This window comes from Pontibacter rufus, from assembly GCF_015694705.1.
Classification (GTDB): domain Bacteria; phylum Bacteroidota; class Bacteroidia; order Cytophagales; family Hymenobacteraceae; genus Pontibacter; species Pontibacter rufus.
Genome location: NZ_JADQDR010000001.1, coordinates 927,851 through 950,555, shown reverse-complemented (window position 1 = coordinate 950,555; position 22,705 = coordinate 927,851). Strand labels below are relative to the sequence as shown.

At 48.8% G+C, this 22,705-nt stretch carries 16 protein-coding genes and 1 pseudogene; 12 read left to right on the top strand and 5 right to left on the bottom strand.

The window, feature by feature from the left end; genetic code table 11:
* Positions 1–50 precede the first annotated feature (50 nt).
* The 6 genes and pseudogenes from I2I11_RS04385 to I2I11_RS04360 all read left to right on the top strand — a co-directional run bounded on the left by I2I11_RS04385 (position 51) and on the right by I2I11_RS04360 (position 9,436).
* Positions 51–758, top strand: a complete 708-nt coding sequence (locus tag I2I11_RS04385; RefSeq protein ID WP_196266410.1) for a YebC/PmpR family DNA-binding transcriptional regulator — start codon at positions 51–53, stop codon at positions 756–758.
* Between the two features lie 218 nt (positions 759–976).
* A pseudogene (locus I2I11_RS04380) lies at positions 977–1,715 on the top strand (IS982 family transposase).
* Positions 1,716–2,296: 581 nt separating this feature from the next.
* Positions 2,297–5,443 (top strand): SusC/RagA family TonB-linked outer membrane protein, encoded by a 3,147-nt coding sequence (locus I2I11_RS04375; protein WP_230679872.1) that lies wholly within the window; start codon positions 2,297–2,299, stop codon positions 5,441–5,443.
* 18 nt (positions 5,444–5,461) lie between these two features.
* On the top strand, positions 5,462–6,967 hold the full coding sequence (locus I2I11_RS04370; RefSeq protein WP_196266409.1) for a RagB/SusD family nutrient uptake outer membrane protein: 1,506 nt from the start codon (positions 5,462–5,464) through the stop codon (positions 6,965–6,967).
* Between the two features lie 16 nt (positions 6,968–6,983).
* Positions 6,984–8,414, top strand: a complete 1,431-nt coding sequence (locus tag I2I11_RS04365) for a PKD domain-containing protein (protein WP_196266408.1) — start codon at positions 6,984–6,986, stop codon at positions 8,412–8,414.
* Between the two features lie 131 nt (positions 8,415–8,545).
* Positions 8,546–9,436 carry a glycoside hydrolase family 16 protein gene (locus tag I2I11_RS04360; RefSeq protein ID WP_230679871.1) on the top strand — a complete coding sequence of 297 codons (891 nt, stop codon included), beginning with the start codon at positions 8,546–8,548 and terminating at the stop codon, positions 9,434–9,436.
* Between the two features lie 112 nt (positions 9,437–9,548).
* Here I2I11_RS04360 and I2I11_RS04355 read toward each other — a convergent pair whose 3' ends face one another.
* The 3 genes from I2I11_RS04355 to I2I11_RS04345 all read right to left on the bottom strand — a co-directional run bounded on the left by I2I11_RS04355 (position 9,549) and on the right by I2I11_RS04345 (position 13,316).
* Positions 9,549–11,012 carry a glycoside hydrolase family 30 protein gene (locus I2I11_RS04355; RefSeq protein ID WP_196266407.1) on the bottom strand — a complete coding sequence of 488 codons (1,464 nt, stop codon included), beginning with the start codon at positions 11,010–11,012 and terminating at the stop codon, positions 9,549–9,551.
* A gap of 150 nt (positions 11,013–11,162) precedes the next feature.
* Positions 11,163–12,440, bottom strand: coding sequence for an erythromycin esterase family protein (locus I2I11_RS04350; protein WP_196266406.1), 1,278 nt, complete (start codon positions 12,438–12,440; stop codon positions 11,163–11,165).
* Between the two features lie 141 nt (positions 12,441–12,581).
* Entirely contained in the window at positions 12,582–13,316 is a 735-nt protein-coding gene (locus I2I11_RS04345) for a DUF4197 domain-containing protein (RefSeq protein ID WP_196266405.1), read from the bottom strand.
* 240 nt (positions 13,317–13,556) lie between these two features.
* On the opposite strand from I2I11_RS04345, the gene I2I11_RS04340 reads away from it, so the two are divergent.
* The 4 genes from I2I11_RS04340 to I2I11_RS04325 all read left to right on the top strand — a co-directional run bounded on the left by I2I11_RS04340 (position 13,557) and on the right by I2I11_RS04325 (position 17,731).
* Positions 13,557–14,816, top strand: a complete 1,260-nt coding sequence (locus tag I2I11_RS04340) for a competence/damage-inducible protein A (RefSeq protein WP_196266404.1) — start codon at positions 13,557–13,559, stop codon at positions 14,814–14,816.
* Positions 14,817–14,957: 141 nt separating this feature from the next.
* On the top strand, positions 14,958–16,304 hold the full coding sequence (locus I2I11_RS04335) for a dihydrolipoamide acetyltransferase family protein (RefSeq protein ID WP_196266403.1): 1,347 nt from the start codon (positions 14,958–14,960) through the stop codon (positions 16,302–16,304).
* 255 nt (positions 16,305–16,559) lie between these two features.
* Positions 16,560–17,078: a hypothetical protein gene (locus I2I11_RS04330; RefSeq protein ID WP_196266402.1), complete on the top strand. Its 519-nt coding sequence runs from the start codon at positions 16,560–16,562 to the stop codon at positions 17,076–17,078.
* 53 nt (positions 17,079–17,131) lie between these two features.
* Complete coding sequence (locus I2I11_RS04325; RefSeq protein ID WP_196266401.1) at positions 17,132–17,731, top strand: hypothetical protein; 600 nt, start codon at positions 17,132–17,134, stop codon at positions 17,729–17,731.
* 199 nt (positions 17,732–17,930) lie between these two features.
* Here I2I11_RS04325 and I2I11_RS04320 read toward each other — a convergent pair whose 3' ends face one another.
* On the bottom strand, positions 17,931–20,570 hold the full coding sequence (locus I2I11_RS04320) for a valine--tRNA ligase (RefSeq protein WP_196266400.1): 2,640 nt from the start codon (positions 20,568–20,570) through the stop codon (positions 17,931–17,933).
* Between the two features lie 269 nt (positions 20,571–20,839).
* Positions 20,840–21,190, bottom strand: a complete 351-nt coding sequence (locus tag I2I11_RS04315; RefSeq protein WP_196266399.1) for a 4Fe-4S binding protein — start codon at positions 21,188–21,190, stop codon at positions 20,840–20,842.
* 116 nt (positions 21,191–21,306) lie between these two features.
* Here I2I11_RS04315 and I2I11_RS04310 point away from each other — a divergent pair, with 116 nt between their 5' ends.
* The gene (locus I2I11_RS04310) at positions 21,307–22,317 is read left to right on the top strand and encodes an acyl-CoA reductase (RefSeq protein ID WP_196266398.1); all 1,011 of its coding nucleotides are present in this window, start codon (positions 21,307–21,309) and stop codon (positions 22,315–22,317) included.
* An 81-nt stretch (positions 22,318–22,398) separates the two neighbouring features.
* Complete coding sequence (locus I2I11_RS04305) at positions 22,399–22,698, top strand: hypothetical protein (protein ID WP_196266397.1); 300 nt, start codon at positions 22,399–22,401, stop codon at positions 22,696–22,698.
* The last annotated feature ends 7 nt before the right edge of the window (positions 22,699–22,705 follow it).

Below are 22,705 nucleotides of genomic sequence, written 5' to 3'. Positions count from 1 at the left end.
TTTACGCGTAAGCTGCCTAACTTTGCAGTATACCTACTTAACCAGACACTATGGGACGCGCATTTGAATTTAGAAAAGCCCGTAAATTTAAACGTTGGGACAAAATGTCGAAGGCCTTTACGCGCCTGGGCAAAGAAATTGTAATGGCTGTAAAGGAAAGCGGCCCCAGTCCTGATACCAACTCCCGCCTCCGCACCGCTATTCAGAATGCGAAAGGCGTAAACATGCCCAAAGACCGTATTGAAGCGGCCATCAAACGCGCCTCCTCCAAAGAAGAGAAAGACTACGAGGAAATTGTGTATGAAGGGTATGGCCCGCATGGCATTGCCGTAGTAATAGAATGCGCCACCGATAACCTGAACCGCACTGTGGCCAACGTACGCATGCACTTCTCTAAAGGCGGCGGCTCGCTGGGCAAAACCGGTTCCCTGGACTTTATGTTCGAGCGCAGGGGCATTTTTAAAGTTGATGCCGAAGGCTTGGATGTAGAAGAACTAGAGCTGGACCTGATAGATTTCGGCGCTCAGGATATTTACGAGCACGAAGGTGAAATTATTATCGAAACCGCTTTCACTGATTTCGGTGCCATGCAAAAAGCGCTGGAAGAGAAAGGCCTGAACGTAATCAGTGCAGATCTGCAGCGCATACCTACTACCACCACCGAACTGACAGAAGAACAGGAAGAGGAAGTGATGGGCCTGATAGAGCGATTTGAGGAAGACGATGATGTGCAGGCAGTATACCATAATATGAAATAAGGCTGCTGCACAATCCAAGTATAAAAAGGCTGTCCTGGTTTAAAGGGGCAGCCTTTTTGGCTTATGTGGTGCCATTTTATTTCACTACCTGTTACCTGCACTACATTCCTTATATAACTCAAGTTGCGTGATACACCAGGCGGTTTACAACAAAAAATCTGTTCTGCCAGTGGCCGCCATGCGTTTTAAAGTTTGCGAACTCTTAAAATGCAACAGCCATGACAGAACAGACCATTACCATATACTGCTTTATAGACGATTTCTTTCTTGCTATCGGCAGAAAAGATGATGCTCCTTGTAAAATAAGCGATGCTGAGCTGCTCACCACCGCCCTGCTCTCGGCCCGCTACTTCCACGGCAACCTCCACTCCGCCTGCTGCTATATGAAAGAGCACCATGGGCCGAAGCATCAAGCAGCTCAACACCTCTTGCCGCTACCTAATCGACTCCTTCCCCGTGTCCGTGTGCGACAACATCCGCATTGCCCGCTCGCACCTGCTGCAAGGAGAAGCCTACCGGGGCAAATGCGTCAGCAAGCGGTGCTACTTCTACGGCTTCCGCGTTCAGGTCATTACCACTGATCAGGGGCTGCCCGTCCAGTTCTACATCCATGCCGGCGCCTTCGTCGACATCACCGCCTTCAAGGCCATGCCCCTGGACTTACCTGCCGGCAGCCAGCTCTACGCCGATGCCGCCTACACCTGCTATGAGGTGGAGGACCTGCTGGAAGCATGTGAGCAGATTGAACTGCGCTGTTGCCGCAAATCAAACAGCAAGAGAGCGGATGAATTGCACATAGTTTTTCTCAAAGATCACTACCGAAAGCGCATCGAGACGACCTTCAGTGGCATTACCAGTTTCTTCCCAAAGAAAATACACGCCGTCACACCACAAGGCTTTATCCTAAAACTAATACTCTTTATCTTCGCCTATACCTTAAATCAAATCATCGACTAACTCGCAACTTGAGTTATATAGTTCTTTCGAGCTGAATTTATATTTACCAATCAGCTTTTTTCCACGTCCGCCTTGTCATAACCGATCGGGTTTAGCCATTAACCTACCCCTATAATTTTCAGCATACGAGGCCGGAACCTACTACCCTATCTCCTACTATTATTTCCGGTTAGGCTGCCTGCTGATTTTATAAAGTTTTATTAAAAGTTTAACATAGAAACCTGTAGCAAAAGCCACAAAAAAAGCGGATATTTGCGCTCCATAAAGGTTAAAGTACGCACTCACTTACACTAGAAATAACAAACGCAGAATTTAACAGCTGAAAAGAGATTTTTTAGCTCCTTCTAACATTAATTTTAAACCTATTACGTTTTAATTTTAGTTAGCCGTATATCGGGCGACTACATCAAGTCTTATACATGCAAATATCTTTTTATCATGCGCAGCTATATTGTTTTATAGTCCGGATTCTCTTCTTATGCGCTAAATGTATAAGAGCTTTCTCTTCAGAAATTACAAATATCCAACCTTAACTACAGTATCACTTTCCACTATTATAATTATAATCCAGTACAATACTTATGAAGAAATTTTTATACTTAGCCATGAACTGTACTATAGCAGCGAGTTGCTATAGTACAGTTGCCCAGGCAAATCCGCTCCCTTTATCCATTCACAGCAGATATGCTGTTACGGTTACAGGAAAAGTCACTTCTGAGCAGGGAGAGCCTTTAATTGGAGCAAGCGTTGCCCTGAAAGGCTCTACAACCGGCGCCATCACCAATGTTAATGGAGCGTATTCCATTACCGTTCCGGATGAAGGCGGTACGCTGGTGGTTTCTTATATCGGTTTCTTAACACAGGAAGTACCGATTAACGACCGCTCTGTCATCAACATCACGCTGCAAACAGACGCCAAAGCCTTGGAAGAAGTAGTGGTGGTAGGTTATGGTACACAGAAGAAAAGTGTGGTCACCGGAGCCATATCCAACGTTACAGCCAGCGATATCGAGAACCAGCAGGTAACCCGCGTAGAGCAGGCCTTGCAGGGAAGAACCTCTGGCGTAACGGTTGTTAGCAGTTCCGGCGCGCCGGGCGCTTCTGCAACAGTGCGTGTCAGAGGCATTACGACGCTGAATAGCAACGACCCGCTGTACGTAGTGGATGGCGTTATTATAAATGGCGGAATTGATTACCTGAACCAGGCGGATATTGCCTCTATCGAGGTGCTAAAAGATGCGGCATCGGCAGCTATATATGGCACACGTGGCGCTGCCGGCGTAATTCTGGTAACAACCAAGAAAGGTCAGGAAGGCGGCATACGCGTAAACTATAACGCTTACTATGGCACGCAGGCGCCCGTACGCAAACTGGATTTGCTGAATGCAACGGAGTATGCCACACTGCGGAACGAGGCTTCCATAGCCAATGGTGGCCCTATCATATATCCTGATCCCCGTTCGTTAGGCGAGGGCACCGACTGGCAGGACATTGTTTTTGAAGAAGACGCCCGCATCCAGAACCACGAACTAAGTATAAGCGGCGGCAACGACAAATCCACTTTCTATACTTCTTTCGGCTATCTGGATCAGGAAGGCATCGTAGCTCCTCAGATATCCAACTATAAAAGGTATAATATTCGCCTGAACTCAACCCATAAATTAGCGAAGTGGATTACAGTAGGGCAAAATCTGGGCTATTCTCACATCAAAAGCCAGGGCGGCCTGAACACAAACAGCGAGTTTGGCGGCCCGCTAAGCTCAGCCATCAACCTAGATCCGGTTACGCCTGCGCTCATCACAGACCCGGCTATACTGGAAGATCCGGGAAGCGTATATAATAGCCAGCCGGTTATCAGAAATGCACAGGGTTACCCCTACGGTATTTCTACAACAGTGCAGCAGGAAATGACAAACCCATTGGCTTATATCCAGACGCAACTGGGCAACTATGGCTGGTCAGACAACTTTGTAGGTAATGTTTTTGCAGAGGTAGAACCAATAACGGGACTGAAATTCCGATCAACCCTTGGCGCCAAGCTGGCTTACTGGGGTGGCGAAAGTTTCCGGCCGGTTTATTACCTGAATGCAGCCTCCTCAAGCGTGCAAACGGCCTTTAACCGCGACAGAAACATGGGTTTCGATTATAACATCGAGAACATTGCTTCCTATACCCGTTCTATTAACAAGCATAATTTCACTGTTCTGCTGGGCCAGGGTGCTTATAAAGACGGTAATACCAGTGGTATTAACATCTCTTTCACGAATATACCGGCTAACAGCTTTGAGGAAGCTTCTTTTAACTTAAAAGTTCCGACAGCTAACAGAGTTGCTGATGCCTACGAAGGTATAGAACACACCATCAGCTCTCTGTTTGGCCGTGTTACCTATGATTACGATGAGAAATACCTGTTCACCGGTATTATCAGACGCGACGGCTCCTCCAGATTTGGCGCCAATAACAAGTATGGTTATTTCCCTTCTGCTTCTGTGGGTTGGGTAGCCTCACGCGAAAACTTCTGGCCATCTAACGAGGTAGTTAATTTCCTGAAAATTCGTGGTTCCTACGGTGTGGTTGGTAACGATGCCATCGATAACTTCAGGTATGTATCTACTGTAGGCTCCGGCAGAAACTATACTTTCGGTAACGACTATTATTACATAGGCTACAGCCCCAATGCGCCGGCAAACCCGGATCTGAAATGGGAGGAAACGAGCCAGACCAACTTTGGCTTTGAGGCAACCATTTTTCAGGACTTCAATCTGACTTTCGACTGGTACAACAAAGTAACCACAGGCATTTTGCAGCCAATCCAGCTACCCGGTTACGTAGGAGCAACAGGACAGCCCTTTGGCAACGTGGCCGATATGAAAAACCAGGGCGTGGAACTGGAACTGGGTTATGGCAAGCAAATTGGTGAAATTAATTTCCGTATAAACGGTAACGTGGCCTACCTGCAAAACGAAGTTACTTACCTGGGCGAAGGTAAAGAATTCTTAGATGGAGGTGCCGGTGTTCAGAATATTGCTTACCCGCTTACCCGTACAGCTGTAGGGCAGCCGGTTGGCGCTTTCTATGGTTTTAAGACACTTGGTATTTTCCAGAACCAGGAAGACATAGCAAACTATACCAACAGCGAAGGAAAAGTAATTCAGCCAGATGCCAAACCCGGTGATTTCCGATGGGCCGACATGAACAACGACGGCACCATTGATGCCAGCGACCGTACTTACCTTGGCAGCCCGCTTCCGGACTGGACCTATGGCATTACACTGAACGCCTCCTGGAAGAGCTTTGACCTCCTGGTATTCGGGCAAGGTGTAGCCGGCAACAAAATCTTCCAGGGATTACGCCGTCTGGATATACCTTCTGCCAACTTCCAGAGAGCAGCCCTAAACCGCTGGACTGGCGAAGGTACCTCTAATACCTTCCCAAGGCTTACTACCGACGATACGAACGATAACTTTACCAATCCTTCTGATTTTTACCTCGAAGACGGCGACTATTTCAGAATCAAGACGCTTCAGTTGGGTTATACTTTGCCACAGGCACTTACAGACAGGATGCACATGCAGCGGCTGCGCGTTTATGCCAGCAGCAATAACCTGATAACGTTTACAGAATATACCGGATATGACCCTGAAATTGGCGGCGGCAGCCTTGGCATCGACCGTGCATTTTACCCACAGTCGCGCTCGTTCCTGTTAGGCGTAAATGTTGGATTTTAATATTTTAAACTTTGTGAAATGAAAAGTAGATACATCAAATATTTAGCAATTTTCGCGCTCGGGCTCCCATTACTGAGCTCCTGCGACAAAGATTATCTGGAAGTAGACCCACGGGGCACTGTTTTAGAATCGACTTATTATAAGAATCCGGAAGAGGCATTTGCCGGCCTTGTAGCTGCTTATGATCCCCTAGGCTGGGAAGCAGGAACTACTTACCACAACGTTGGTGCAATTAATGCTGCTTCTGATGATGCCTATGCAGGTGGCGGAAGCTCATCAGACATGAATACCTGGCAGGTATGGAATAACTATACATTAGACCCTGCCGTGGGCCCGCAGGAAGAATTCTGGGACAGGAACTTCACCGGCGTTTCAAGGGCAAACACGCTGCTTGCAAAGCTTCAGGCCGGAATTCCCGGCTTAGACGAAGCCACCACAGCAAGGTATATAGCCGAAGCAAAGTTCCTGCGGGCATATTATTACTTTGACTTGGTGCGCCTGTTCAAGAATGTACCGCTCTTTACAGCGCCGCTCTCCACAGAGGAGATCTACAACGTAACCCAGGCTAGCCCGGAGGAGGTATATGCGCAAATCGAAAAGGATTTAACTGAAGCCATACCTGATCTGCCGACCACTGTTCCGGCCGCAACCGAAGGCGGACGTGCAACGCAGGGTACTGGAAAAGCCCTGCTGGGGAAAGTATACCTTTACGAGGAGAAATGGGCTGATGCTGCAAACCAGCTCAAAGACGTAAACGGAGAGCCTGGCGCCACAAGTCAGTATGGTTATAAACTGCTGGATAACTATGGCGCTATTTTCAGCCCTGATAATAAGTTCAACAGCGAGTCCATCCTCGAGATTGTTCATACTTCTGTAGCCAATGGCGGCTGGGGCAGCTGGCCCAACTTCGAAGGTAATGTAGGGGTACAAATGTTTGGCCCCAGGGGCTATGCAGGCCCGATTTATGAGGCTGGATGGGGCTTTAACCCACTTACACTTGACCTGGTAAATGCAATTAAACCGGATCCGCGCTACAAGTTTACTGTTGCCAACATCGATAGTATAGCAGAAGCGGGCAGCGCCACTTACGAAAAGGGTTATCAGAATACAGGATACTTTATTGAGAAGTATGCCCCCAAAACAAAATGGCTGAGCACAGGCGGCGGCGATGCAGTCTTAAACTACCCGAACGATTACATTGAGATTCGCCTGGCCGATACTTACCTGATGGAAGCAGAGGCGCTGATACAAAGCGGAGGTAACCTGGAAAGAGCAGCTGCTTTACTGAATGCCGTTCGCGCCCGTGTTGGCCTCGCGCCGGTAGCGGCCACGCTGGATAATGTCTACAAAGAAAGGCGTCTAGAGCTGGCAACAGAAGGGCATCGCTGGTATGACCTTGTACGCACAGGCAGAGCCTCAACCGTACTGGCTCCTATGGGCTTTGTAGCCGGCAAGCACGAAATATTGCCTATCCCGCTGGTAGAGTTAAACAATACAAAGCTTGTTCAAAATCCAGGCTATTAATCTTAATAAAGAATTTATGAAGTTTATAAGAAATATTTCCAGCTACTTCTATATGGCGCTATTTATCGGTTTTGCAACCGCTTGTAGCCCTGATGATTCGGATGCCGAGCTTGGCCCGGCACCTACTTCGGAAATGGTACAGTTCACCGCTACCCCCAGTGCCGATAATCCCAATGTCTTTAACTTCACCAATCAAACGCCTGGCACCATGAAAGCCATGTGGGACCTGGGCAATGGCGCAACAGCAGTAGGCGAACAGGTAACCGGCTCTTATGCTGTTGCAGGTGATTATACCATTAAACTCACCATCTTTACCGATGGTGGTTATGCTACGAACACCAAAACGATACACATAGAAAACACCGACGTATCGATGCTGAACAGGGAGGATTACAACTTCTTAACAGGTGGTGCTGCAGATGCAGATGGCAAAACGTGGGTGGTAGAAAAAGATTATCCCGGCCACATGGGAGTAGGCCCTATTGCCGCTGCAACGCCTGAATGGTGGTCTGCGCCGGCAAACGATAAAGCAGCTGAAGGCATTTACGATGATGAGATGACCTTTAACCTGAATGGCTTTGCTTATACTTACAACAACAACGGCGATACGTTTGTAAATGGCTCGAACGCAGCAGGCTTAGGTGGAACAGCACAGAGTGCCGATTATACTTTATCCTACACTCCGCCAACAGACATGACCTGGAGCATTGTGGAGGAAAATGGCAAGAAGTACCTGGATATTTCTAAAGACGGTTTTATCGCTTATTACACTGGCGCCTCACGCTACGAAATTCTGAAGCTGACAGAAAATGAGCTATACCTTAAAACAACTGATGCCGCCAACGCAGCCAATGGCTGGTGGTTGCGCCTGGTGCCCAAAGGTTACAGCAGACCCGTTGAACCGAAGCCATACAAGATGGAAGACATCTACGACAACTTCGATGAAGAGGGAAATGTAACCTGGAAGAAAGAGGCCCTGACTTTAGAAGAAAATTACGATAATCCTGCGCCGGTTCCCATCAATACTTCTGCCAAAGTGGCCATGTATGTGAAGCAGGAAGGACAGCCATTTGAGTTTGCCAACATGTTTGCCGATTTTGCTTACAAATTCGACCTTACACAGCGCCATACTTTCAAAATTAAAGTATACGTGCCCAGCTACAACGATTTTACGACTGCTTTGGGCGAAGACTGGGCCAACAAGAATCTGCTGAAACAAGTATCTATAAAACTGCAGGATGGCACTTCGGCTCAGCCTTGGGTAAATCAGGTAGAAATTAAACAGCAGGTTGACCAGTTGGACAGATGGGTAGAACTGACCTTTGACTTTAGTGCTGCCGATGTCATCAACAGAAAAGACCTGGACAGAATTGTTATCCAGGTAGGTGGCGAAGGAAACTTTATTCCCGGTATTTTCTTTCTCGATGATTTCAGATTAGAAGAATAACAACTTACAAAAAAGCCAGGGCCTGAGCAGGCTCTGGCTTTTTTGTTTATCCCTTTTCTTAACTCCCGGCAACACTTCAGGAACGTTATCTAGCATGAAGCCTGTTGCCGGTTAAATCTAACACCATCATCATGGATTTAATCAGAACCAGTAAAATACACATGTCGCTTGTTGTAGCGGCCATGCTTGTTCCTATGCTTACTTTCGCCTCCTGCGCAGGCAACGGGGAGCCCGAACTACCTCCTGCTCCTACTCCCAAACCGCAGGGACCGCCTGTAGATAAGAACTGGACATTTGAAACCACGCCGGTCTGGGCAGACGAGTTTGATTATACCGGCGTACCCAACCCAGCAAAATGGGGGTATGACATAGGCGGAGACGGCTGGGGCAACAATGAGTTGGAGTACTACACCGACAGCGAAAAAAATGCAAGTGTAGCCAACGGAAAGCTATCTATAACAGCCCGCAAAGAAAATATAAACGGACGAGAGTATTCCTCTGCCAGGCTGGTGACCAAAGGCAAAGGCGACTTCCTTTACGGCAGGTTTGAAGTAAAAGCCAAGCTGCCGACGGGCAAGGGCACCTGGCCTGCCATCTGGATGCTGCCAACTGACTGGGCTTATGGCGGCTGGCCTAAATCCGGTGAAATCGACATTATGGAACATGTGGGGTATGACCAAAACAACGTACATATTACTGTGCATACCGAAGCTTACAACCATGGCTTAAACACACAGAGAGGCAACAGCAAAGTAATACCAACAGCCAGCACAGAATTTCACGTGTACCGTGTAGATTGGACGCCTTATGCTATCAAAGGTTATATCGATGATCAGCTGGTATTAACATTTGTTAACGAAGGCAAAGGCTCCAGCGTGTGGCCTTTCGACAAGAAGTTCCACCTGCTGATGAACTTAGCCGTAGGCGGCGACTGGGGTGGTGCACAGGGTGTTGACCCTAGTGTATTTCCACAAGCAATGGAAGTGGACTATGTGCGCGTATATAAAATGATTGAGAAGTAATTTTTAATACTTCCTAAAAGGAACAGCCGCTGCAAATGTTTTGCAGCGGCTGTTCCTTTTAGGATATACTACACTTCATTTAAAACATACAGCAAGCCCTTCCAACGCCTTCTTACCAGACGTAAGTACCAACTGCACCGCCTTTTAGTGTAGATGTAACTACTTGGCCGCGGTAGCCTATATCGAAAGTCCGGGGCGTTGTACCGTCATTGAGCACGATAAGTACCTTGCTGCCATCGGGATTCCTGAAAGCTACATTGGGCAAAGCCGCAGGTATGTTAGTAGCTATCCGCACAGCACCGGGCCGCACAAACTTAGAAGCATGTGCTATAATGTAGTATGCCGGGTTGCGAATTATACTACCATCGTTATTAACCGTAACCGCAGGCAGGCATTGCGTGCAGCCGCCATCCGTATGAGGCCCCAGATCAGGATTAGCTGCCAGGTTCCATTCCAGCACGTTACGGCTCCAGTTCCGGGTAGCGCCAATGATCAGGTTCTTCACATGCCACAATAAATCTGCACTGAAATTGCCTGGCGCGCCTATCCACTGCTCGGTAAAATAGATGCTTTTGTCAGGATACGCTTCGTGCACCTGCGACAGCGCATCAATACTGCCGCCGTATAAATGGAAAGCAGATCCATTTACATACTGCCTGGCTTCCGGATCATCCAAAACCGTAATCGGATAGTCTACCCTGTCCGCATTGTGATCATATAAAATGATTTTGGTATCGAGGTTAGCTGCCTTAAATGCCGGCCCTACACTCTGCTTGATAAAGGCAGCCTGCTCTGCTGCCGACATCAGCATGCTTGGGTTATTGTTAGGGTTTAGCGGTTCATTTTGCAGCGTAACGGCATCAATCCGGATACCTTCGGCCTGCATCGCCTGTATATACTTCACAAAATATTTAGCATAGGCATCATAATATTCCGGCTTCAGGCTGCCACCAATATAGCTGTGGTTTGTCTTCATCCATTCCGGCGCCGTCCAGGGCGAACCCAAAATCTTTATGTCCGGGTTGAGAGCCAGAATTTCTTTCAGCACAGGAATCAGGTCTGCTTTGTCGTGGTAAAGGCTGAATTTCTGCATCTCCGGATCTGTTTCTCCCGACGACAGGTCATCATAAGTATAAACATAACCATTCAGGTCTGAAGCGCCTATACTTATGCGCAGGTAACTGACGCCAATACTTTTATCATCTGTAGCAAAAAGCTCGTTTAACAAGGCAGCCCTGTCATCTGCCGGCATCCGGTTGAGGACATAAGCGCTCCCGCCTGTTAAGGTATAGCCAAAGCCATCTGTCGTCTGGAACGTTTGGGTGGTGTCCACCTCTATGATGGGATTCTGGCTGGCAGCCGCCGCCGTAAAGTTCAGGGTTGCACTTTGTTCTGTAAGCAAAGCCGATTTGTCCGGGTTAGTAAGCCAGAAAGAAACCTGTGATGGCCTACCGGGCGCCGGACTTACTATTTCGGGTGTATTGCCTTCATTAACTTTTTTGCAACCGGTACTGCAGAACAGGAAAACCAGGAACAGGCAGGTATAAAAGAAATTGTTTTTACGCGATAAAGACATAACTGAGTAGTTGGATTAAAAGCCGGTATCAGGCAGGTAAATATAACCCGAAAATAATTCAGTACATATCTTTCATACATTCACAAATACTAAGCACCGGCTCAACAAATCTCCATCATCCGGAACAGTCATACCTTTTAAATTCCTTATCTAGTAGTTCCAGGGGTATAGCTCCGGCTCTTTGCCGCGGGTTTTCAGGTGCAGGGGGTGTACGGCTTCCGTTTCGTCGAAGTATATGAAGGCATCATACCGATCCGGAATAACGGTGGGCACATAGTTGCCAAAAGCCTCGAGTTTAGGATCATACACCACCCCAATGGCCCGGTGCCCGATGCGCCGCTGCAGTTCCGGTATTTCGCGCAGGTGCCGGGTAAATATTATCTTGTCGTTGGTATTGATGTTGTGCAGCATGGCTTCCCAGCTGCCTTCTACAGCCGGCGGCACATCCATTTTCTGCATCGGAGCGCCCCACGATTTACCGGCTATTACCGTGCCTTGGTAAGTGCCGAACCCAACAAGTTTTACCTGATCCATGCCATACTTCTCGCGGGCCAGTTGCCCGATGTTATACATGCCGTCGTCAGCCATATCGGTGGCCCGGGCATCGCCGATGTGCGTGTTATGCTCCCATACTATCGCTTTTGAATCAGGCCCATGCAAATCCAGCAGGCGATCCAACGTTTCCATCATGTGGCTGTCGCGCACGTTCCAGGAACCTGCTCCGCCGCGTATCATGGCCCTGTAGTATTTTTCGGCATTGGCTGCCACCAGCGCATTCTGTCTGGTGTTAAAATCCTGCTCGGGGTCGTTGGTAAAGGTGCGCTGGCCTGATATGCGCTGCAGCATTTCTACAACTTCTTTCTCGCAGTCGGTGGGCACAAAGGCGGTAGCACGGGCATAAGACTGCGGATCACGGTTAAAAGGCTCGAAACAATTAATAGCAGTGCGCGCCGCTTCTGCCGCGTGTCCGTCCGTTTTCTCCAGGTAAGCAACAATCTGGTCCAGCGATTCCCAGAGGCTGTATACATCCAGCCCGTAAAATCCCGCCTTCTGCGGTGTATTGCGCAGGTTGTTGTATTCGCGCATCCACTCTATCAGGGCGGCCACTTCCCAGTTGGCCCACATCCAGGTAGGCCATCGGCGGTATACCTGCAACACATCCGCAATTTTGCTGCCTGCGTTCTGGTAGCCTTTAATCAGGCGGTTCAGGGCGTAACATTCGGGCCAGTCGCCCTCCACCGAGATAAAATTAAAACCTTTTTCCTCAATCAGGCGCCTGGAGATAGCGGTGCGCCAGGTATAATATTCCGAAGTACCATGCGATCCTTCACCCAGCATCACCACCCGGGCATTTCCTATCTCCTCAATCAAAACATCCAGGTCTTTTTCTTTGGTGATGGGGCTGTACTTTATTTGTTTGTTTTCCATAGTATATCTTGTACTGTAATGGCCCACGGACTAAAAATTGCTGTATTGTACTTTTATTCAAGCCTTTATGTTCCACAAAAAAAAGCCCCTGCCTTATTTTTAAGTAAAGCAGGGGCTTTTATTAGTAAAGGTATGTAACTCTCAGGATTCGCTTTGCTTTGAAAATACCCTGCGCAGCAATTCCGTGGTGCGGGCAACGGGATTCTCGCGGATGTTGGCTTCTTCCTGTGCCACCAGCGTAAACAAGCCATCTATGGCTTTCCGGGTAACGTAATCATCTAAATCGGGGTTTACTTTCTGCACCAGCGGAATCTTGTTATACTCACTTACAATATCGGTATAGTAGCGGGTAGCATTAGTTTTATCCAGCGACTGCACCATCACCGGATTAAAGGCATCGTAGAGCTGCTGTGAGGTGGTGCGTTTCAGGTATTGGGTGGCAGCGTCTTTGTCGCCTCTAAGTATGCACCAGGCATCGGCAATGGTCATTTGGCGAATGGCGCTCATAAAAATAGGAACGGCACTTTTGGCGGCATCTTCTGCGCCCCGGTTCAGGGTAAGTATAAATTTATCTACCTGGTTGCCCAGACCAATCTTGCGCAACGTATTTTCCACACGCTGCACATCCTCCGGAAATGGAATACGGATTAGCGGATTTTTATAGTACCCATCGGTCTGCGCTGCCTGGCTGGCGCCGCTTTTAATACCCACTTCCAGCGCCTGCTTCAGGCCCATCGCTACTTCGGTTTGCGTAACAGGTGCGCCTGCTGCTGTGCCGGCCAGCACGCCATCCATGGTGCGTTGCACATCGGCTACCGTGCAGGCAGTAGTGCCAAGTATAAGGGTTATCAGCGGAACGTAAACTTGTTTTTTCATATCGTTAGAACATCTTTAAAAGGACACAAGTATCAGCATCAGACACAGGATTGTTTCATACTTTGATAATCGACAATACCAGGATTTTATACTTCATCATTACGAAGTGTTTAAAGTATATAGCTTATTTTGCCCGTTTACTTATACCTGAAAAATCGTGATACCTGACTCGTGTGTCGTGATACGTACTTTATACTTAAATCAATTTTGTTAATACGCACAAACCAGACCAGAATATATATGAAAGCTATAATTGCTGAAATAATCACCATCGGCGACGAAATACTTTACGGCCAGATAGTAGACACCAACTCTGCCTGGATGGGCGCCGAACTCACGAAGACAGGTATAAAAGTAAAGCAAATCACTTCCATCTCCGACAGCGCCGCGCACATTATCCAGGCGCTGGACGAAGCTAAAACCCGCGCCGACATTATACTTATTACCGGCGGCCTGGGCCCTACCAAAGACGACCTGACCAAAGATGTGCTCACCGGTTATTTCCATACTTCTCTGAAACTCCACGAGCCGTCGCTGGCCGATATAGCGGCCATTTTCAGGAACCACAGCCGCGAACTGACGGAACTGAACCGGCAGCAGGCTTTTTTGCCGGAAAGCTGTACGCCTGTCCGCAACGTGCTAGGCACCGCGCCTGGTATGTGGTTTGAGCAGGATGGAAAAGTGTTTGTATCGATGCCGGGTGTGCCTTTTGAGATGAAGCGCATGATGACGGACACCATACTGCCCAAACTCCAGGCATACTTCAAAACCCCGGCCATTATCCACAAAGTGGTGCAGACCACGGGCATTGCCGAATCTATACTGGCCGATAAACTGGAAGTATGGGAAACCAGCCTGCCCCCGCACCTCAAACTTGCTTACCTGCCGGGTATGGGCGGCGTGCGCCTGCGCCTGACGGGCCAGGGCGACGATGCCGGACAGCTGGAACAGGAACTGCAACAGAAAATAGATAAATTGTCGGGCATCATCCCCAACTATATTTTTGCGTACGGCGAAGTAACCCTGGAAGAAGCGGTAGGCAAGCTCCTGAAAGAAAGAGGCCTTACTATTTCCACCGCTGAAAGCTGTACCGGCGGTTACCTGGCGCACAAAATAACAAGTATAGCCGGCAGCTCAGCTTACTACCAGGGCAGTGTAATTGCCTACCACAATGAGGTAAAAATGCGCGAGCTGCACGTAAAACCGGAAACCCTGCAGCTGTATGGCGCCGTAAGTGAAGCCACCGTGCGCGAGATGGCCGAAAATGTGCGACGGAAGTTTGGGACAGATATTGGTGTGGCCACCAGCGGCATTGCCGGCCCGGACGGCGGCACACCCGAAAAGCCGGTCGGCACCATCTGGATTGCCTGCGCCAGCCAATATAAAACAGAAACCCGGCTGCTGAATTTTAGGAAAGACAGGCTGCTGAACATCGAGTACACAGCTATGGCAACGCTGAACCTGATCCGGCAAAGTTTGGCGGCGGCGGTTGAGGAATAGGCTAAAATCATTAACTTTGTTTGAGTTTTAGAAGAAGGACATTCAGACAAAGGGCAAGAGATGTGCAGATAAAATGTTACCCGGTAAGTATAAAATCTTTGTCTTTCCCAAAACGATTAACGAAAAACGAACAACGACAACATGGCGCTTGTAGAAATGGTAATGCCCAAAATGGGCGAGAGTATCATAGAAGGTACCGTTCTGAAATGGCTCAAAAATGTGGGTGACACCATTGAGCAGGACGAATCGGTGCTGGAAGTTGCTACAGATAAAGTAGATACGGAAGTGCCTGCCATACAAGGCGGTATACTGAAGGAGATACTCGTGAAGGAAGGAGATGTGGTAGCCGTTGGCGCCCCTATAGCCGTCATCGCCACGAATGGGGAAGACACTGGTTCTGCAACTTCAACTGCTACTGCTGAAGCTCCTGCTTCTGAAACTGCTACGCCGGAAGCTCCCGCACTGCAAAGTGCCGGCACAGCAGCCGAAGCCAGCGCCAGGCTCGACCAGCCTGCTACCGGCCGTTTCTACTCACCGCTGGTGCTCAACATAGCCCGTGAAGAAGGTATTCCGATGCAGGAACTGGAGTATATACCCGGCACAGGCAGCGAAGGCCGTGTATCTAAAAAGGATATACTGGCTTATGTCCGGAACCGCAGCAGCGCGCCGCAACAGCAGGCCGCAGAGGTGAATAACGCACCGGCTCCGCAAGTGCAACAACCATCCGTAAAAACGCAGCAGGCGCCGGCGGCGGCTAAGCCGGCCAGCTCGTACAGTGGCAACGTGGAAATCATTGAGATGGACCGCATGCGCAAAATGATAGCCGACCGTATGGTGGAAAGCGTGCGCGTGTCGCCACACGTTACTTCGTTTGTAGAGGCCGATGTAACCAATATCGTAAACTGGCGCAACAAATGGAAGGCCGTATACAAGAAGCGCGAAGGCGAAAACCTGACCTTTACGCCGATTATGATAGAAGCTGTGGTGAAGGCCATCAAAGACTTCCCGATGATCAACGTATCAGTGGATGGCAGCAACATCATCCGTCACCAGGACATCAACATTGGTATGGCCGTGGCGCTGCCAAGCGGTAACCTGATTGTACCCAACATCAAAAAAGCCGATATGATGAACCTGAACGGCCTCATCAAGCAAGTAAACGATTTGGCCAACCGCGGGCGCACCAACAAACTGACACCAGACGACTTATCTGGTGGCACGTATACGGTATCTAATGTGGGTTCTTTCGGCAACGTAATGGGTACACCGATTATCATGCAGCCGCAGGTAGCTATTCTGGCGCTAGGCGCTATCAAGAAGAAACCGGCTGTGATTGAAACCCTGGAAGGCGACCTGATCGGTATCCGACACTTCATGTTTCTGTCGCACTCTTACGACCACCGCGTGGTAGACGGTTCGCTGGGTGGCATGTTTGTGCGCCGTGTAGCCGATTACCTTGAGAATTTCGATGTGAACCAGACCATCTAAATAGATTTGAAAATGTGAAGATGTATAAATTTGAAGCTCTGATGTTCAAGACTTTTCTAAACAGAAGAATGTCTTTTTAATTCATCTTCCTCCTTAACCTATACATAACACATTTTCCTGACAAGTATAAAGCCTGCTTCAAATCTTGTGGCAGGCTTTATACTTGTCAGGGATTGATAATCAACATGCATTTTTACATCTTCACATTTCCAAATCCTTACATCCGTTTGGAGAAAATATAAACCACCTTAAGCTATGAAAAACACACTACTCCCCTGGATTTTAGCCGCCATTTTCCTGTTGCTGGCGCTATACTTTTACTGGCAGAAGCACGAGGCAGAGAGCCGTTTAGCCATCGCCGATAACCAGGTAGAAAAGATAGACGATCAACTGGCGCAGGAACAAACAACCGCAGACTCGCTGCAGGACATGGTGCTGCCACCCGATACTATAGGACTGGTACCGCCGGGCGGCGCTGCTTTTGTGGATGAACTGGGCACACTAAGCCAGGGCGACATACAGCGATTGCAGCAGGAGGGCCTGCAAAACCCCGAAACAGACCTGATGAACGACCTCAACCGCAAACAAGATCAGCTTATACCTGCCGATGGCAGCCTGGGCGGCAGCATGGCCATCCGCGACAGCCGCATACTAAACGACCGCTACGCGCTGGCTTACTATGAGGACGGCCACAACGGCGGTTATTTGCTGCTAAAGTATGAAGTGAACAACGGCAATATTACCTGGGCAGTAATTGATAATTCTAAGTTGTAGCCTTTAGCACGACTTTTGAGTAAAGCAAGTATAAAAGCACGATTCCCAACATTATGTTTATACTCCAGTCTATACTTCCGCTGCTCTTTGCCAGCTTTTTTTTCAATGCTCCCAGTTCGCTGCTGCTGCAGCAGGATATAGTGGCGAACCTGGAAAAACTGCAAAACGACAGCCGTTTTTACATCAGCGACAATGCCTCGCCCTCGCCTTCGCTGCAAACAGTAGCCAGCGATTTGCAGCTTTTTGGCGTAGCTGCCAGCATCGATCTCTCGCAGGCCACCTATAGTAGCCGCCTAGACGGAAACCATCTGATTGAGAAATGGGCGTTTCCGGATGGCCAGATTGAAGCAATTTACCAGATCCAAAGCACCATTCACCTCGATACGGTTGTAACGCAGCGCTACCTCGATAACCGTGCGCCCACACAGCAGCATATTACGAATGATTTTACCTTCCGCACGTATGCCGTGTCTGCCCCCTCAGCGCCCGTAAAGCTATACTACCTGACGGAGGCTGATCAGGGCTTGCTGGAATACAGGATCAACGACCGCCAGGTACAAATTGGTTATGCAGATAAAAAAGAAGGCTTGCGCGATGTGCTGCCGCAGGTAGAGAAGGAAATAAAGGATTTGCTCAGCAATTATGTAGAATAAGGCGCGGTTTAATACGAAATAAAAGAATCTAAGCAAGGAACGTTCGTTTAAGCCCGGCTCATTATCTGCCATCCGGATAAATGGGAAATTAAACCTGTACTTCACCTAAGTATAGGTTTGCTGAAATTAGTAGCAAAACAAACCCGGTAGGTTTTAAAGCCTACCGAGTTTAGAATTAATGTTTTCAGAAACTATATCGCTACTGCAACGAGGCAAGGCTTTGCTCAATAGCGAAGATCTTGGCTTCGGCATCGGATTGCTTCTTGCGCTCACCTGCGATTACTGCTGCCGGGGCGCCGTTCACAAAGCGCTCGTTGCTCAACTTTTTCTGTACCGATACTAGGAAGCCTTTGGTGTATTCCAGCTCTTTGGTCAGGCGCTCACGCTCGGCAGCCATATCGATGTTGCCTTCCATGGGTATAAAGAACTCATCCCCACCCTCCACAAAACTGATAGCGCCGTCCTGTGTCTCAGCTACAAAACTGATGTCGCCCACGTTGGCCAGTTTGGCTATTATACTTAAAAACGGTTCATAAACAGTGCCACTCACCACCTTTACAGCCAAATCGAGCGGCTTGTTGCTTGGGATATTTTTAGCATTGCGTATGTTGCGTATGGCACCAACCACGTTGAGTACGCGCTCCATCTCCACAACAAGGCTTTTGTCTGATTTATCCTTCTTCGGCCACGGCGCTATAATCAGGAACTCTTTTGGCTTGCGCTCCTTCAAATCATGCCATATCTCCTCTGTAATAAAGGGCATAAACGGGTGCAGCACCTTCAGCACGTTTTCCAGAAAACCTATGGTTGCATCAATGCTTTGCCTGTCGATTGGCTGCTGGTAAGCGGGTTTTATCATCTCCAGGTAACTGGAGCAGAAATCGTCCCAAACCAGTTTGTATACCACCAGCAAGGCATCCGAAATCCGGAACTTGCTGAAATGGTCCTCCAACTGCGCAAAAGCCTCATTGAAGCGTGACTCAAACCACCTGATAGCAGTTTCGTTCGGGCAAGGCAGCGTTTCATCTACTTCCCAGCCTTTTATCAGCCGGTAGGCATTCCAGATCTTATTGCTGAAGTTACGGCCCTGCTCTACCAGTTTTTCATCGAACAGCAAATCGTTGCCGGCCGGCGAGCTGAACAGCATACCTGCCCGCACACCGTCGGCGCCATACTGCTCTATCAGGTCCAACGGGTCCGGTGAGTTGCCCAGCGATTTAGACATTTTGCGGCCCTGCGCATCGCGTACAATACCTGTCAGGTACACGTTGCGGAAGGGCATTTCGTTTCGGAACTCATACCCGGCCATAATCATGCGCGCTACCCAGAAAAACAGGATTTCCGGAGCCGTTACCAGATCATTGGTCGGGTAGTAGTAGCAAATATCCTTGTTGTCCGGATCTTTAAAGCCGTTGAATACCGAAATGGGCCACAGCCACGACGAAAACCAGGTATCCAGCACGTCTTCGTCCTGGCGCAGATCCGATGCCTGCAGGTTGTTGTTGTCGCTTTGTTTGCGGGCCTGCTGCAGCGCCTCTTCTGCATTGGGCGCTACCACAAAAGAGCCATCAGGCAGGTAAAAAGCCGGGATGCGCTGCCCCCACCACAGCTGCCGCGAAATGCACCAGTCGCGGATGTTTTCCATCCAGGAGCGGTACATGTTCTTAAACTTAGGCGGATAAAGGCGGATGTCGTCGTTCATCACCGCGTCCAGCGCGGGCCTAGCCAGCTCATCCATTTTGCAAAACCACTGCATCGACAGCCGTGGCTCGATAACGGCCCCCGTACGCTCTGAGGTTTGCAATACGCTCTGGTACTCTTCTGTTTTAACGAGTAAACCGGCTACCTCTAAATCCTTTACAATATTGCGGCGGGCGGCAAAACGATCCTGGCCCACGTATAGTTGTGCCTGCTCGTTCAGCGTGCCGTCGTTGTTCAGAATATCTATAGTAGGCAGTTTGTGCTTTTGTCCCAGTTCGTAGTCGTTCAGGTCATGGGCAGGCGTTACTTTTAGCGCGCCAGTACCAAAGTCTATCGAAACGTATTCATCCTGGATAACCGGGATAACACGGCCCAGCAGCGGGATACGCACCTGTTTACCATGCAGGTGCTTGTAGCGCTTGTCGTTCGGGTTCACTGCTACGGCCACGTCAGCCATTATGGTTTCGGGGCGCGAAGTAGCTACCGTAATATAAGCTGGCTCCGATGATGCACCCTCCTCCACCACCTCATACTGCAGGTGGTACATTTTGGCCATTGTTTCTTTCGGAATCACTTCTTCATCAGAGAGTGCGGTGCCGCCCTGTGGGTCCCAGTTTACCATGCGCACACCACGGTAAATGTTGCCTTTGCGGTACAGGTCAACAAATACTTCTATTACGGCTTCGCTTAAATCATCTTCCATCGTGAAGCGGGTGCGTTCCCAGTCGCAGGAGGCGCCGAGCTTTTTGAGCTGCTCCAGTATAATGCCGCCATACTTGTCTTTCCACTCCCAGGCATAAGCCAGAAATTCATCCCGCGTCAGATCGGCTTTACTGATGCCGCGCTCCTTCAGCATGGCCACTACTTTTGCTTCGGTGGCAATAGAGGCGTGGTCAGTGCCGGGTACCCAGCAGGCTTCTTTGCCCTGCATCCGCGCCCGGCGTATCAGCACATCCTGAATGGTGTTGTTGAGCATGTGGCCCATGTGCAGCACGCCCGTTACGTTAGGCGGCGGAATCACGATGGTGTACGGCTCTTTGTGCGGATTGGGCTCTGAGTGGAAAAAGCCATGCTGCAGCCAGCTGTCGTACCACTTCTGCTCTACCTCTTTGGGATTATATTTCGTTGAAATCGACATTTTATACTTTAAAACGGGGGATGATGATAAAAGGCAAAATTAAATAATAAAAGACAAAAGACCTTTGTCTGTACCTCTGATTTAAATGATTCCTGTGCTTTCTTTCATGGGCTAATTGCTTGTGCCAGCTTAGTTACCGTTGGCACGCCCTCTCAATCTTTGGAACTGGCGTCATGAAAATATAAGTGTATCATATAAATCAGAGGTACACACAACAAAAAAGCCTGCCGGTGAGGCAGGCTTTCGTTAGCTGTTATACCTGTTTATACTTAGCTTGCCTGGTGCAGCCAGTCCTTTTTGGCCAGCAGTTCCTCCTCTGTTTCACGGTAATCGGGGTCATCTACGCAGCAATCCACAGGGCACACGGCGGCGCACTGCGGCTCCTCATGAAAACCCATACACTCAGTACATTTATCTGAAACGATGTAGTAAAACTCATCTGAAATAGGGGTTTGCGGCGCATCACCGGGGATTACCTCGCCCCCGTCAATTTCCACCTCTTTCAGGTCCGTGCCGCCGCCCCACGTCCACTCCATACCGCCTTCATAAATAGCGGTATTGGGGCATTCGGGCTCGCAGGCGCCACAGTTTATACATTCGTCCGTTATCATTATAGCCATAGTCGTATCTCCTGTATATTTTTTATACTTTTGTACTTCTTGTTTCTTCTAAAAAACAAAATTAGAAACATTAAGTATCCTTATCAAATTATTTTTACACCGCCACATCATTTGTCATGACATTAGAGAACAGGATTGAAGCTTTTGTAGAACTGGGCAAACAACTTCAGCGCCTTACTCCGGCGGATCGGAAGGCTTGGGCGCAGCTTGCATTATCGCGTAATCCGTGGTTCGATGAGGCCAATGTCTCTAATGCTATTGACGGCATTATTGTAATGCTGCAGGAGCAATACCTCCGTGAATGGCTTTACCCCTATCACCTCAAACAGGTTACACCTAAAAAAGTTGGCGTGGTGATGGCGGGCAATATTCCGATGGTGGGCTTCCACGATTTTCTGGCCGTGCTGCTCAGCGGGCATTACCTGCTGGCCAAACCCAGCACCAGCGATGAGCCACTGATGCGGCGCCTGGCTAACATGCTGATAAGCATAGAGCCCGCCTTCGCCAACCAGTTTGAGTTCGTGGATTTGCTGAAAGATGCCGATGCCATTATTGCCACCGGTTCGGATAATACCGCCCGTTATTTTGAATATTATTTTGGCAAGCGGCCGCACATTATCCGCAAAAACAGAACAAGTATAGGCGTACTTACCGGCCACGAAGAGGCGGATGATCTGAAGGCGCTGGGTGAGGATATTTTTCGCTACTATGGCCTGGGTTGCCGCAATGTATCCAAAGTATTTGTGCCGGAGGGGTATAGGTTTGATAAATTTTTTGAGGCAAATACAACCTATGCCTCCCTGTTAGACCACCATAAATACCAGAACAACTACGACTATAATAAATCTATATTGCTGGTAAATCGTGTGCCGCATTTCGACAGTGGTTTTATGCTGGTGCAGCAAAGCGAGGCGCTGGTATCTCCCATTTCGGTACTGTTTTATGACACTTTCAGTTCGCTGGCAGATCTGCGCCAGAAACTGAACGATGTAAAAGACAAAACACAGTGTGTGGTGTCGGCCCATGGCTGGCTGGAGGGCAGCATCCCCTTTGGCCAGGCCCAGCACCCGATGGTGTGGGATTATGCCGATGGCGTAGATACACTGGCCTTTCTGCAGAAGCTGTAAAATTTACGGCACAATAATAGCTATCACTTCGTACATTCCCTATATTTATACTGATGTTTAAACTTTAGAGGCTTACCATACATGAACCCAATTGTAAATTCTATACCGATAGTGGCGAAAGAGCAAATCCCGGCCTTCCGCTTCGGACATGAAGATGTATTAACTGACCCGGAAGCCCGCAAAAAACGCATGTGGGACCTGAATCGCGCTGCCTCGCTGGGCAACGTCTACCACGGAAAGGTAGAAATCACTTTTATGACAGCTGATGGCGAGCTCAAACGCGTAGATACAACCGTATGGACGCTCGACGAGAACTACATCATATTAAAAGCCTCCTGCGCCCTTCCGATTATTTCCATTATAGGTATTGAGTTCTTCTAAAAAGATA

Bases quoted from the DNA above. Each gene is read 5' to 3' on its own strand.
- I2I11_RS04385 (WP_196266410.1), top strand. From the start codon at position 51: ATGGGACGCGCATTTGAATTTAGAAAAGCCCGTAAATTTAAACGTTGG.
- I2I11_RS04375 (WP_230679872.1), top strand. From the start codon at position 2,297: ATGAAGAAATTTTTATACTTAGCCATGAACTGTACTATAGCAGCGAGT.
- I2I11_RS04370 (WP_196266409.1), top strand. From the start codon at position 5,462: ATGAAAAGTAGATACATCAAATATTTAGCAATTTTCGCGCTCGGGCTC.
- I2I11_RS04365 (WP_196266408.1), top strand. From the start codon at position 6,984: ATGAAGTTTATAAGAAATATTTCCAGCTACTTCTATATGGCGCTATTT.
- I2I11_RS04360 (WP_230679871.1), top strand. From the start codon at position 8,546: ATGGATTTAATCAGAACCAGTAAAATACACATGTCGCTTGTTGTAGCG.
- I2I11_RS04355 (WP_196266407.1), bottom strand. From the start codon at position 11,012: ATGTCTTTATCGCGTAAAAACAATTTCTTTTATACCTGCCTGTTCCTG.
- I2I11_RS04350 (WP_196266406.1), bottom strand. From the start codon at position 12,440: ATGGAAAACAAACAAATAAAGTACAGCCCCATCACCAAAGAAAAAGAC.
- I2I11_RS04345 (WP_196266405.1), bottom strand. From the start codon at position 13,316: ATGAAAAAACAAGTTTACGTTCCGCTGATAACCCTTATACTTGGCACT.
- I2I11_RS04340 (WP_196266404.1), top strand. From the start codon at position 13,557: ATGAAAGCTATAATTGCTGAAATAATCACCATCGGCGACGAAATACTT.
- I2I11_RS04335 (WP_196266403.1), top strand. From the start codon at position 14,958: ATGGCGCTTGTAGAAATGGTAATGCCCAAAATGGGCGAGAGTATCATA.
- I2I11_RS04330 (WP_196266402.1), top strand. From the start codon at position 16,560: ATGAAAAACACACTACTCCCCTGGATTTTAGCCGCCATTTTCCTGTTG.
- I2I11_RS04325 (WP_196266401.1), top strand. From the start codon at position 17,132: ATGTTTATACTCCAGTCTATACTTCCGCTGCTCTTTGCCAGCTTTTTT.
- I2I11_RS04320 (WP_196266400.1), bottom strand. From the start codon at position 20,570: ATGTCGATTTCAACGAAATATAATCCCAAAGAGGTAGAGCAGAAGTGG.
- I2I11_RS04315 (WP_196266399.1), bottom strand. From the start codon at position 21,190: ATGGCTATAATGATAACGGACGAATGTATAAACTGTGGCGCCTGCGAG.
- I2I11_RS04310 (WP_196266398.1), top strand. From the start codon at position 21,307: ATGACATTAGAGAACAGGATTGAAGCTTTTGTAGAACTGGGCAAACAA.
- I2I11_RS04305 (WP_196266397.1), top strand. From the start codon at position 22,399: ATGAACCCAATTGTAAATTCTATACCGATAGTGGCGAAAGAGCAAATC.